This window comes from Micromonospora sp. NPDC048907 (genome assembly GCF_055586885.1).
The window spans coordinates 666,846-678,762 of the sequence record NZ_JBVJHI010000003.1 but is presented as its reverse complement, the minus strand read 5'-3'; the positions used below and the strand labels follow the sequence as shown (position 1 = coordinate 678,762).

Annotated in this window: 13 protein-coding genes and 1 riboswitch; of the genes, 8 read left to right on the top strand and 5 right to left on the bottom strand. The window is 73.0% G+C overall.

What is annotated here, in order from left to right; genetic code table 11:
* The first annotated feature begins 19 nt into the window (after nt 1-19).
* Entirely contained in the window at nt 20-463 is a 444-nt protein-coding gene (locus ACZ6PY_RS12680; RefSeq protein ID WP_466071657.1) for a DoxX family protein, read from the top strand.
* Nucleotides 464-543: 80 nt separating this feature from the next.
* Here the strand turns inward: ACZ6PY_RS12680 and ACZ6PY_RS12675 are convergent, their stop codons facing one another.
* Nucleotides 544-1,182: a DUF4232 domain-containing protein gene (locus tag ACZ6PY_RS12675; protein WP_466071655.1), complete on the bottom strand. Its 639-nt coding sequence runs from the start codon at nt 1,180-1,182 to the stop codon at nt 544-546.
* Nucleotides 1,183-1,232: 50 nt separating this feature from the next.
* Complete coding sequence (locus tag ACZ6PY_RS12670; RefSeq protein ID WP_262282820.1) at nt 1,233-1,538, bottom strand: ArsR/SmtB family transcription factor; 306 nt, start codon at nt 1,536-1,538, stop codon at nt 1,233-1,235.
* Between the two features lie 90 nt (nt 1,539-1,628).
* Here ACZ6PY_RS12670 and ACZ6PY_RS12665 point away from each other — a divergent pair, with 90 nt between their 5' ends.
* The 4 genes from ACZ6PY_RS12665 to paaN all read left to right on the top strand — a co-directional run bounded on the left by ACZ6PY_RS12665 (nt 1,629) and on the right by paaN (nt 6,328).
* Complete coding sequence (locus tag ACZ6PY_RS12665) at nt 1,629-2,594, top strand: DMT family transporter (protein WP_466071653.1); 966 nt, start codon at nt 1,629-1,631, stop codon at nt 2,592-2,594.
* Nucleotides 2,595-2,673: 79 nt separating this feature from the next.
* Nucleotides 2,674-2,806: riboswitch (SAM riboswitch) on the top strand.
* Between the two features lie 12 nt (nt 2,807-2,818).
* Entirely contained in the window at nt 2,819-4,108 is a 1,290-nt protein-coding gene (thrC, locus tag ACZ6PY_RS12660) for a threonine synthase (protein ID WP_466071652.1), read from the top strand.
* A 382-nt stretch (nt 4,109-4,490) separates the two neighbouring features.
* A complete protein-coding gene (locus ACZ6PY_RS12655; RefSeq protein ID WP_466071650.1) occupies nt 4,491-4,646 on the top strand; it encodes a hypothetical protein in 156 nt (51 codons plus the stop codon).
* A gap of 8 nt (nt 4,647-4,654) precedes the next feature.
* Nucleotides 4,655-6,328: a phenylacetic acid degradation protein PaaN gene (gene paaN / locus ACZ6PY_RS12650; RefSeq protein WP_466071648.1), complete on the top strand. Its 1,674-nt coding sequence runs from the start codon at nt 4,655-4,657 to the stop codon at nt 6,326-6,328.
* 56 nt (nt 6,329-6,384) lie between these two features.
* On the opposite strand, the gene ACZ6PY_RS12645 is transcribed toward paaN, so the two are convergent.
* Nucleotides 6,385-6,903: a GNAT family N-acetyltransferase gene (locus tag ACZ6PY_RS12645; protein WP_466071647.1), complete on the bottom strand. Its 519-nt coding sequence runs from the start codon at nt 6,901-6,903 to the stop codon at nt 6,385-6,387.
* A 224-nt stretch (nt 6,904-7,127) separates the two neighbouring features.
* Between ACZ6PY_RS12645 and ACZ6PY_RS12640 the strand changes: the two genes are divergently transcribed.
* The 3 genes from ACZ6PY_RS12640 (at nt 7,128) to groL (ending at nt 10,587) form a co-directional block, all read left to right on the top strand.
* On the top strand, nt 7,128-7,331 hold the full coding sequence (locus ACZ6PY_RS12640) for a cold-shock protein (RefSeq protein ID WP_067305333.1): 204 nt from the start codon (nt 7,128-7,130) through the stop codon (nt 7,329-7,331).
* A gap of 296 nt (nt 7,332-7,627) precedes the next feature.
* Complete coding sequence (locus ACZ6PY_RS12635) at nt 7,628-8,689, top strand: hypothetical protein (RefSeq protein WP_466071645.1); 1,062 nt, start codon at nt 7,628-7,630, stop codon at nt 8,687-8,689.
* Nucleotides 8,690-8,964: 275 nt separating this feature from the next.
* Nucleotides 8,965-10,587, top strand: coding sequence for a chaperonin GroEL (gene groL / locus ACZ6PY_RS12630; RefSeq protein WP_466071643.1), 1,623 nt, complete (start codon nt 8,965-8,967; stop codon nt 10,585-10,587).
* A 68-nt stretch (nt 10,588-10,655) separates the two neighbouring features.
* On the opposite strand, the gene ACZ6PY_RS12625 is transcribed toward groL, so the two are convergent.
* Both ACZ6PY_RS12625 and ACZ6PY_RS12620 read right to left on the bottom strand, forming a co-directional pair.
* The gene (locus tag ACZ6PY_RS12625) at nt 10,656-10,898 is read right to left on the bottom strand and encodes a hypothetical protein (RefSeq protein WP_466071641.1); all 243 of its coding nucleotides are present in this window, start codon (nt 10,896-10,898) and stop codon (nt 10,656-10,658) included.
* An 85-nt stretch (nt 10,899-10,983) separates the two neighbouring features.
* On the bottom strand, nt 10,984-11,913 hold the full coding sequence (locus ACZ6PY_RS12620) for a GNAT family N-acetyltransferase (protein ID WP_466071639.1): 930 nt from the start codon (nt 11,911-11,913) through the stop codon (nt 10,984-10,986).
* Between the last annotated feature and the right edge of the window lie 4 nt (nt 11,914-11,917).

The window sequence follows — 11,917 nt, the reverse complement described above, 5'->3', positions numbered from 1 at the left end:
CCTATCTATGGAGGTTCCGATGGTCCCGGCGCGACTGCACGGCCCCGTGCTCTCCCTGTTCCGCATGGTCACCGGCCTGCTCTTCCTCTGCCACGGCGCGGCTTCCCTCTTCGGCGTCCTGGGCGGCAACCCGATGACCGGCAGGGCGGTCCCGATCGGCGAGTGGCCGGGCTGGTGGGCCGCCCTGATCCAGCTCGCCTGCGGCGCGCTGGTGCTCGTCGGCCTGCTCACCCGGCCCGCGGCGCTGCTCGCCTCCGGCTCGATGGCGTACGCGTACTTCGTGGTACACCAGCCGGACGGCCCGCTGCCGCTGCGCAACGGCGGCGAGCCGGCAGCGCTCTTCTGCTGGTCGTTCCTGCTCGTGGCGGTGCTCGGCCCGGGCACCTGGGCGCTGGACGCGCTGCTCTCCCGGGCCCGCGAGGTGGCGCCCGAGCCCGCCGCCCGCCCCTCGGTCCCGGCCTGAGCAGACCCTTCGCCGAGATCTTGGTAGGAAGTGGCCCCGCAGGGGGCCGTTTCCTACCAAGATCTCGATGGGAGCCGATCTCAGAGGCGGCTGTCGGGGGTCGGTGCCGTGGAGGGCAGGTCGCTCGGGGCGGGTGGACGCGTCGAGGACGGGCCGTCGTAGCGCTTCCAGGCGCTCACCCCGAGGCGGCCGGTGTTGCCGAGATCGATCGGCCCGTCCAGCTCGACGGGGTGGGCGGGCCGGCCCGGCAGCGGGGCGACGTCGAGGTGGACCCCGTTGCTGGCCACGACCGTGGCGTCGGTGACCAGGTTGCGCCAGAGCAGTGCGGCGGCGGCCCGCTCGCCGGGACGCAGGACGAGCCGGGTGGGCGGCTGGTCGAAGCCGGACGTGATCGGGCGGGCGCCCGGAATGATCTGGACCGTGATCGGGTCCCCGTCGGCGTCCCGGAGGCGGGGTGCCGGATAACCCCGCAGCTCGTACGGGCGGTCACCGCAGTTGACCAGTTCCAGGCCCATGGCCCGCAGGCCCATGGCGGCGCTCACCCCGAGCTCCGTGATGCGGATCCCGTCGGGTGAGCAGGCGGGCGGGGGCGGTGGCGTGCTGGGCGCCGGGGTGGGCGGGGCCGGTGCGGAGACGGGACGGGGTGCCGGTGCGGGGGCGCAGGCGGTGAGCAGCGCCAGGCCCGCGAGGACTCCGATCCGTGCCGCCACCGTCCGCATTCGGCGATCATTCCAGGTCGCGCCCGCCCCGCGCCGCCCGGACACGGGGGTCAGGCGCGGGCGGGTGCGGCGAGGACCGCGTCGAGCAGCCCCGGGTAGAGGCGCTCCAGCTCCTCGCGGCGCAGCCGGACGTACCGGCTGGTGCCGGCGACCCGGGTCCGGGTGAGGCCCGCCTCGCGCAGCACCTTGAGGTGGTGGCTGCGGGTCGCCTTGGAGACGCCGAACTCGAAGGTGCCGCAGGCGTGCTCCCCGCCCTCGGCCAGGGCGCGCACGATCTGCAGCCGGACATCGTCGGCCAGGGCGGCCAGCACGGCGGTGACGGGCACCTCGCGCAGCTCGGGTTCGTGCAGCTCCATGTGACCAGCGTAACCTATGTTCGACATCGGTCGAACAACCTCCTAGAGTCGGCTCCGTTGGTTCGACGATACTCGAACATTGGAGCCTCGATGCGTTCCCGTTCCGCCGCCTTCCCGCTCTTCGCCGTGGTGAGCTGGGGCGTCATGTTCCCCGTGCTGGCCAGCGCGCTCACCCGGGTGGACGCCCTCAACCTGACCACCGCCCGGTACCTGCTCGCCACCGCCGTGCTGCTCACCCTGCTGCTGGCCCGCGAAGGGCTCGCCGCCCTGCGGACGCAGCGCCGCGCCACCGAGGTGGTGCTGCTCGGGGTGCTCGGCTTCGCCGGCTTCAACGTGCTGACCAACCTGGCCCTGGGCCACGCCACCCCGCAGCAGATCGCCCTCTTCGCCTCCAGCACCCCGCTTGTCACCCAGCTCGTCCGCTGGGCGCGCGACGGGGTACGCCCCCGGCCGGCGCTGCTCGGTCTCTCCCTGGTCGCCCTGCTCGGCGTCGGGCTGGTGATCACCCGGGGCCGGCTCGACGGGCTGGACCAGTTCGGGGTGGGCGGGCTGCTCATGATCGGCGCGGTGCTCGGCTGGGCCTTCTACACGCACGGCGCGAGCCGGTTCACCGAGTGGTCGCCCCTGCGCTACACCACGCTGACCTCCGCCGCCGGCCTGGTCGCCATGCTCGCGGCCAGCGCCGTCGCCGACGTCACCGGCCTCCAGCACGCGCCGGCCGCCGCCGACCTCGTCGCGGTCGCCCCGCAACTGGCGTACGCCGTGGTGGTCGCCGCCGTCCTCGCGGTGCTCGCCTGGAACACCGGGATCCGCCGGCTCGGCGTGGCCGACGCGGCGCTGTTCATGAACCTGGTCCCGGTCACCACGTTCGCGGTGCAGATCCTGCGCGGCTACCGGCCCGGCGCGGTGGAGCTGGTCGGCGCCGCGCTGACCATCGCCGCCCTCGTCGCGGCGAACCTGGCCACCCGTACCCGGAAGGCGCCCGCCACCCCGGCGCCGGTCGCCGTGACCGACCACCCCGCGGTGATCGAGCCGGTCGCGGTCGTCGCGCGCTGACCCGGGCCGCGGCTCACACCGTGGGAACCCGGCTCGGCAGCGCCCCGGCGCCCGCATAGACTCGGCGGCACAACTGCATACCTCATCCAGAGGGGCTGAGGGATACGGCCCGATGACGCCCCGGCAACCACCCGCGCGCTCGACGACGAGCGACCGCGGGCAGGTGCCAATTCCGTCCCCGCCGCACCCGGCGATGCGGGGAAAGATGAGAGGAAACCCTCGACATGACGTCGACGATCCCCGCCGCCTCCGGCATCGACACCAGCCTCAGCCCGGCCCGCGCCCTGGTCTGCCGCGCCTGTTCGGCGCGCTACCCGCTGGCCGCCCAGCACGCCTGTTACGAGTGCTTCGGGCCGCTGGAGGTCGACTACGACACCGCCGCCCTGGCCGCCGTCACCCGCGAGCAGATCGAGGCCGGGCCGAAGAACCTGTGGCGGTACGCCGCCCTGCTCCCCGCCGGCCAGGACCCGGCCACCCGGGTCACCCTCGACCCGGGGCTGACCCCGCTGGTCGCCGCCCCGCACCTCGCCGCCGAGCTGGGCCTGACCGCCCCGCTCTGGGTCAAGGACGACAGCGGCAACCCGACCCACTCGTTCAAGGACCGCGTCGTCTCCGTGGCGCTGACGGCGGCCCGGGCGCTCGGCTTCACCCGCTACGCCTGCGCCTCCACCGGCAACCTGGCCAACTCGGTGGCCGCCCACGCGGCCCGGGCCGGGGTGCCCTCGGTGGTCTTCATCCCCAGCGACCTGGAGCAGGGCAAGGTGGTGACCACCGCCGTCTACGGCGGCGACCTGGTCGCCATCGACGGCTCGTACGACGACGTGAACCGGCTCTGCGGCGAGCTGGTGGAGACGGACGAGTTCGAGGACACGGCGTTCGTCAACGTGAACGTGCGGCCCTACTACGCGGAGGGCTCGAAGACCCTCGGCTACGAGGTGGCCGAGCAGCTCGGCTGGCGGATCCCGGCCCAGGTGGTGATCCCGATGGCCAGCGGCGAGCTGCTCACGAAGATCGACAAGGCGTTCCAGGAGCTGGTCGAGATCGGGCTGGTCGAGGCGCCGGCCGGCGGCTGGAAGGTGTTCGGCGCCCAGTCCGCCGGCTGCAACCCGATCGCCACCGCGCTGCACGCCGACAGCGACACGATCATCCCGGTCAAGCCGACCGGCATCGCCAAGTCGCTGAACATCGGCGACCCGGCCGCCGGCCTCTACGCCCTGGAGGCGGTGCGCCGCACGGGGGGCTGGATGGAGTACGCGGACGACGACGAGATCCGCGCCGGCATCCGGCTGCTCGCCCGCACCACCGGCGTCTTCGCCGAGACGGCCGGCGGCGTCACCGTGGCGGTGCTGCGCAAGCTCGTCGAGTCCGGCCGGCTCGACCCGGCGGCGGAGACGGTCGTCTTCAACACCGGCGAGGGCCTCAAGACCATCGACGCGGTCGCCCCCGAGGTCGGGCCGACCCACCGGATCCGGCCCAGCCTCCGCGCCGCCCGGGACGCCGGACTCCTGTCCTGACCCCCGTCGCCGGACTCGTCCGGGCGGGGGATGGGGGGATCGCCCGGGCGGGGGATTGGGGTGATCCGTTGGGTAACTGGCTTTTCGCTGTGAGTGCGGAAAACGCGCCGACAAGGACTTGACGGCAGGAATTGGACGGCGCAAGATGCTCCGTGCGGGAGGGCATCCGCCGGAGACTTTTCAAGTTCTTGCGACCCAACGCCGGAGGCGTTGTGCGGACGTCCCTCCCGACCAACGTCCGAAGGGGCCAGCGGAAAACCGCTGGCCCCTTCGCTGTGCGGGGGCCACCCTCACGGGCGCGGGCCTCCCGGTCACCCTCCTCGATCCCGCCGATCGAGCGACCCTGGACGCCGTCTACCGGACGGCCGTCGCGGCGCAATCCGTGGACGAGCCGGATCTCCCGCCGCTGTGCCGGCGGCGGTTCGAACACCACATGATCGTGATCAACGAGCAGCTCGGCTGCCGGCTCGACCGACTGGCGGTTGACGATCTGACTTGTGACACGCCACTACTGATCTGGTGGCAAGCTGTTGCATGATGGCGGGCATGACGGAGACCCCGCACCCCCTGTACGACAGGCACGCCGAGACCCTCGACCGGGCGCTGACCGCGATCACGGAGCGCGGGTACTGGTCCGCCTATCCCGAGTCGCCCAGCCCCCGGGTGTACGGCGAGACCGCCGCCGCCGACGGCAAGGCCGCCTTCGAGGCGTACCTGGGCGGTGACTTCCCGCTCGACCAGCCGGGCGACGGCGACACCGTCGCCACCGAGGTCAGCCCGTTCGGCGTGGCGCTCGACGTGCGCTACCCGCACGCCGGCGCCGACCAGCTCGTGGCCGCCGCCACCGCCGCCCTGCCGGCCTGGCGTGACGCCGGCCCGCGGGCCCGGGTGGGCGTCTGCCTGGAGATCCTCGACCGGCTGCACCGGAACATCTTCGAGCTGGCCAACGCGGTGCAGTTCACCAGCGGCCAGGCGTTCGTGATGGCCTTCCAGGCCGGCGGCGCGCACGCGCTCGACCGGGCGCTGGAGGCGATCGCCTACGCGTACGCCGAGATGACCCGGCACCCGGGCACGGCCGGCTGGGAGAAGGCCGCCGGCAAGGGCGACCCGCTGCGGATGAGCAAGACCTTCCACGTGGTGCCCCGCGGCGTGGCGCTGGTGATCGGCTGCAACACCTTCCCGACCTGGAACTCGTACCCGGGCTTGTTCGCCTCCCTGGCCACCGGCAACCCGGTGGTCGTGAAGCCGCACCCGCGCGCGGTGCTGCCGCTCGCCATCACCGTGAAGTACGCCCGCCAGGTGCTCGCCGAGGCCGGCTTCGACCCCAACCTGGTGCAGCTCGCCCCCGAGGCGGCCGGCGAGAAGCTCGCCTCGACGCTGGCCCTGCACCCGGCGGTCAAGATCGTCGACTTCACCGGCTCGACCGAGTACGGCGACTGGCTGGAGGCCAACGCCCGGCAGGCCGCCGTCTACACCGAGAAGGCCGGCCTCAACACGGTGGTGATCGACTCCACCGACGACTTCGCGGGCCTCTGCCGCAACCTCGGCTTCACGCTGACCCTCTACAGCGGCCAGATGTGCACCACCTCGCAGAACCTGCTGATCCCCCGGGACGGCATCGAGACCGACCAGGGGCACAAGAGCTTCGACGAGGTGGCCGCCGGCATCGCCGGCGCGGTCGCCAAGCTCACCGCCGACCCGGCCCGGGGTGTCGAGCTGACCGGCGCGATCGTCAACGACGGCGTGCTGGAGCGGCTGGAGGAGGTCACCAAGGTCGGTGAGCCGGTGCTGGAGTCGCGGACCGTGGCGCACCCGTCCTTCCCGGACGCGGTGGTGCGGACGCCCACGGTCGTGAAGCTCGACGCGGCCGACACCGCGACCTACTCCCGCGAGTGGTTCGGCCCGATCTCGTTCGCCATCGCGACCGACTCGACCGCGCACAGCCTGGAGATCCTCCGCTCCACCGTCGGCGAGAAGGGCGCCCTGACCGCCGGCGTCTACTCGACCGACGAGGCGGTGCTGGACGCGGCCGAGGCGGCGGCCGTCGACGCCGGCGTGCACCTGTCCTGCAACCTGACCGGCGGGGTGTTCGTCAACCAGTCGGCGGCGTTCTCCGACTTCCACGGCTCGGGTGCGAACCCGGCGGCGAACTCGGCGCTGACCGACGGCGCGTACGTGGCGAACCGGTTCCGCATCGTGCAGAGCCGCCGCCACGTCTGAGCCCGCGCAGGGAGGGGCCCCCTGCCGACGCAAGGGGGCCCTTCCGGCGCCGGGCTTCAGGCGGGCCGGCGCATCTGGAGTTCGTGGAGCGTCGGGATCCTCGGGTGCGGGACGCGCACCCCGGTGTCCACGAAGCCCAGCTTCTCGTACGCCCGGCAGGCGCGGCCGTTGCCGACCACCACCTCCAGCATCAGCTCGGGCCGGCCGCACGCCCGGGACCAGGCGGCCACCTCGTCCACCAGCGCGCCGAGCAGCCCGCTGCCGCGCCAGGACGGCGTGACGTAGACGGCGTAGATGACGGTCAGCCCCGGCTCGTCCGGGGCGACCGTGCCGCCGGCGTGGCCGACCAGCCGGCCGCCGGGGTCGGCCACGAACTGGGCGTTGTGCTCGCCGTGCGAGACCGCGGCGATCCGGGCCGCGTACTCGGCGTGCGGCCGGGCGGCGGCCTCGGCCACGGTCTCCAGGAACGCCAGCGGGGAGTCGGCCAGCATCTCCAGCCGGAGCGCCCGCATCCGGGCGGCGTCGGCCGGGCGGACCCGGCGGACGGTGGTGGTCGTGGTGGGCGCGCTGGTCATGTCGCATGCATACCGGAAGGGCCGTCACCCGTGCCCGGCCGGGCCCGGACCGCGCCCGGAATATGCCCGATTTGTGGTCGTGCGCGGTCGTCACGCCTCGTGTACCGTGCGATTTCGGTCACTCGATTCAGCGGTCGTCGCCGATCGCCGAACCGGTGGCTCGCCGGTGCCGGTCCGCCGGTTTCCGGGGTCGTGGAACGCCGCGCAGAGTGAGGAAGTGCACCGTGGCACAGGGCACCGTGAAGTGGTTCAACTCCGAAAAGGGCTACGGCTTCATCGCCGTCGACGGCGGGCAGGACGTCTTCGTCCACTTCTCCGCGATCGAGATGGACGGCTACAAGGCGTTGGACGACGGCCAGCGGGTCGAGTTCGAGATCGCCCAGGGCCAGAAGGGGCCGCAGGCCGAGCGGGTCCGCGTCATCGCCTGATCCTGCGCGGCCGCCGCCCGATCGGCGGCCGCGTCACCCCGACGAGGGGGGTGCGGCGCAGGCCCGCGCCGTGGAAGATCATGAGCCGTTCCAGCCGCCGCTGCTGAGGAGGGTTCATGTCCGACCTGTCCCCGTCGGGTTCCGCCGAGCCGGTGCCCCCGGCATCGCCCGGTGCCCCGGCCGACCCGACCCGGCCCGCGTCGCCGGCCGCGCCGGGGCATGCGGTCGACCCCACCGCGCCCGGGTCGCCCACCCCGACGGACCGCGTCCGGCCCGCTGCTCCGGCGGACCCTCCAGTGCCGGCGCAACCCGGCCCGTTCGCACCGCCCGGCTCGCAGGTCGGCCCCGGTGCGTTCGCCGCACCCGGCCAGCCCGGGGCCGGCGGCCAGCCCTGGGAGCCGTACCCGGCCGGGCCGCCGCAGGGCTGGGCCTGGCCGGCCGGTGGCGCGCCGATGCCCGGCGCGGCCTACCCCGGCTACCCGCTGCCCGGCCAGCCCTACGGCTGGCACCCGGGTCTCGATCCGCAGGATCCCCTGGTCACCCCGCCGCACGCGGGCGTCGGCGGCTGGTTCAGCCGGTGCGGGGGCGCGCTGCGGCGCGGCTGGCGGCAGCTCCTGCCGATCATGCTGCTCACCCAGACCGTCCCGGCGACGGTGATCGCGGTCATCTCGCTCGCCCTGGCTCCGACCGAGCAGCCGGTCACCGGCGCGGACGGCACGCCGGTGCTGCCCAGCGGCTACTTCGAGCACGTGTTCGCCTTCTACGGCGCGGTGCTCCTGGCCGCCCTGATCTTCGGCCCGCTGCAGAGCGCCGGCTGGGCCGCCGGCACCTGGGTGGTGGCCCGCCAGGCGGCCGGGGAGCCGGTCGGGGTCGGCGCGGCGCTCCGCTACGGGCTGCGCCGCGCCCTCGGCCTCTGGGGCTGGACCATCGTGACCTCGCTGCTGATCACGGTCGGCGCCTGCTTCTGCCTGCTGCCCGGCCTCTACGCGGCGTTCGCGTTCGCCCTGTTCGGCCCGATCTACCTGTTCGAGCGGCAGGAGCCCGTCGGCCGGGCCTGGCGGATGTTCCACAACCGGTTCGGCATGGTGCTGGGCCGGGTGGCGCTGGTCATCTGCGCGCTGATCGCCGCCGCGGTGCTCGACGGCGTGCTCGGGCTGGTCAACCAGCTTGCCTTCGGGGTGGACCCGCTGGCCGCACCGGGCACCGCCGTGGGCGCCGTGGCGCTGGCCGTGGTGGGCGCGGTGCTGGCGACCCCGGCCTACCTGGCGCAGCTCGTCGGGCTGGTCGCCACGTACGCCGAGCAGCGGGCCCACGAAGGCCCAGTGAACGCCGCCCGGCTGGCCGCGGAACTCGGCTGAGCGGGGGCAGCGTGCTTGCACTCGGCTAGGGAGAGTGCTAAACAAGTCATTGGCACTCGCGTACGGTGAGTGCCAATGGTCGGGGCGGTAGGGCCACGGCCGTGCCGGTGTCGGAATGGCGCCGGAGCGGCACGGGGCCGGTCGTCGCGGGCTGTCCGGCCCGACCGAGGAGACGTCGTCGTCGCCAGGTGGCGACGTCCCCAAGGTGCGTACACCAGACGGGCCCATCCGGGAACCCTCGGGTGGCCCGTGAGTGTCCAGGAGGACAACGCCGTATGGCCAAGATGATCGCGTTCGACGAAGAGGCGCGCCGCGGCCTCGAGCGGGGCATGAACCAGCTCGCCGACGCCGTGAAGGTGACGCTCGGCCCCAAGGGCCGCAACGTCGTGCTCGAGAAGAAGTGGGGTGCCCCCACCATCACCAACGATGGTGTGAGCATCGCCAAGGAGATCGAGCTCGAGGACCCCTACGAGAAGATCGGCGCCGAGCTGGTCAAGGAGGTCGCGAAGAAGACCGACGACGTGGCCGGTGACGGCACGACGACGGCGACCGTCCTGGCCCAGGCCCTGGTCCGTGAGGGTCTGCGCAACGTGGCCGCCGGCGCCAACCCGATGGCCCTGAAGCGGGGCATCGAGGCCGCCGTGGCCAACGTCTCGGAGGAGCTGCTGAAGCTCGCCAAGGACGTGGAGACCAAGGAGCAGATCGCCTCCACCGCCTCCATCTCCGCCGCTGACCCCAGCGTCGGTGAGATCATCGCCGAGGCGATGGACAAGGTGGGCAAGGAAGGCGTCATCACCGTCGAGGAGAGCAACACCTTCGGCCTCGAGCTCGAGCTCACCGAGGGCATGCGCTTCGACAAGGGCTACATCTCCGCCTACTTCATGACCGACCCGGAGCGTATGGAGGCCGTCTTCGACGACCCGTACATCCTGATCGTCAACAGCAAGATCTCGTCGGTGAAGGACCTGCTCCCGATCCTGGAGAAGGTCATGCAGTCGGGCAAGCCGCTGCTGATCATCTCCGAGGACATCGAGGGCGAGGCCCTGGCCACCCTGGTGGTCAACAAGGTCCGCGGCACCTTCAAGTCGGTCGCCGTCAAGGCGCCGGGCTTCGGTGACCGCCGCAAGGCCATGCTGACCGACATCGCCATCCTCACCGGTGGTCAGGTCATCAGCGAGGAGGTCGGCCTCAAGCTCGACGCCGTCAACCTCGACATGCTGGGCCGCGCCCGCAAGGTCGTGGTGACCAAGGACGAGACCACCATCGTCGACGGTGCCGGCGACGCCGACCAGATCCAGGGCCGGGTCAACCAGATCCGGGCCGAGATCGAGAAGAGCGACTCCGACTACGACCGCGAGAAGCTGCAGGAGCGCCTGGCCAAGCTGGCCGGCGGTGTTGCGGTGATCAAGGTCGGCGCGGCCACCGAGGTCGAGCTGAAGGAGCGCAAGCACCGCATCGAGGACGCCGTCCGCAACGCGAAGGCCGCCGTCGAGGAGGGCATCGTCCCGGGTGGTGGCGTCGCGCTGGTGCAGGCCGGCAAGACCGCCTTCGACAAGCTGGACCTGGCCGGCGACGAGGCGACCGGCGCGCAGATCGTCAAGATCGCGCTGGACGCCCCGCTGCGGCAGATCGCCGTCAACGCCGGCCTCGAGGGTGGCGTCGTCGTCGAGCGCGTCCGCAACCTCGACCCGGGTCACGGCCTCAACGCCGCGACCGGCGAGTACGTGGACCTGCTGGCCGCGGGCATCATCGACCCGGCCAAGGTGACGCGTTCCGCGCTGCAGAACGCCGCCTCGATCGCCGCGCTGTTCCTCACCACCGAGGCCGTCGTGGCGGACAAGCCGGAGAAGACCCCGGCCGCCCCGGCTGGCCCGGGTGGCGGGGAGATGGACTTCTGAGTCCAGCTCCACCCAGCACGCCGAAAGGGGGCGGGCCGCGTCAGCGGTCCGCCCCCTTCTCGTATGTCTCAGGTCGGCAGTGGTCGTTGGTTGCGTCGCTTGTGCGCCCGGTCGTAGGGCGGTGCGAGCCGGATCGGTTCGTCCACCGGTTGCAGTGGTTCCTCGGCGGAGGGTCCGTCGGCCCCGGTCATCTCCGCGAGTTGTTCGGCGTCGCCGAAGTCGAGCCGGTCGAACGGCAGCTGGCCGGGAAGCTCGCCGACCGGTCGCCAGCTCGCCGGCTGGTCGTCGGTCCGTTCGTCGTCCGTGGTCATGCCCGCCTCCTCTAATCCCCGACCGTAGGGGCCGGTCGATGACCGAGGAGGCCGAACGGCGTTATTGCCGTCTATGTAACTTTAGTTACTTCTGTCCGTTCAGTGCCTTCCGGTACAGGAAGAACACCCGCTCGATCCGCGCGCCCGCCGCCCCCGAATAGAACGGCACCGGGCCCACCCAGCCGATCTGCGCCGCCTCGACTCCGGCCGCCGCCTGGTCGCGCAGGCAGCGGCGGAGCAGCACCCCACCGATCCCCGAGCCCTCGGCCGCCGGAGCGGTCCCCATCGGCCCGAACCAGCTCGGCCGCGACGACCCGTACGCGGCGAAGCCGAGGATCTCACCGTCCCGCTCGGCCAGATGCGCGCCCGCGCCCGGCCGGCCGACCGAGCCGGCCAGCTCGCCGTCCCACGAGCCGCCGAAGGTGGTACGGGCGAACGCGGCCAGCGCCGGCAGGTCGGCCGGCTCGGCCCGGCGTACCGTGACGCCCCGCCCGGCCAGCCGCTGCTCGGCGGGCTCGGTGGAACGCAGCGCCGCCGAGCCCTCACCCAGGTCGGCCGTCATGTTCCAGGCCGTCCGGTCCTGCCGGTAGCCGAGCCGCAACGCCGCACAGACCGCCGGCGTGTAGCGCACGTCGACGCCGGGCCAGGCGTAGTGCGGCGGGTTTCCGGCCAGCAGCAGCTCGGCCGCGCCGAGCCCGCCGAGCCGGGTCTCCGCCTCGGCCAGCAACGACCCACCGATTCCCTGGCGGCGCTCGTCCGGCGCCACCGCCACCAGGTCGACGTGACCGACGCGCGGATCCCCTGCGGACAGCGAGCCGACCAGCACCCCGACCAGCGAGCCGCCGCGGACCGCGCCGAGGCGCAGCACCGGACGGTCGGCGGCCGCGCGGTCCGCGAGAGTGGCCACGATCGCCGGCGCCTCGGCGGCGTCCTCCGGCAGGTCCAGGGCGCGCCGGCAGAGGTCGACGACCTCGGCCAGGCGGTCGGCCCCCAGCTCGATGATCTCCACGTCCATGGAC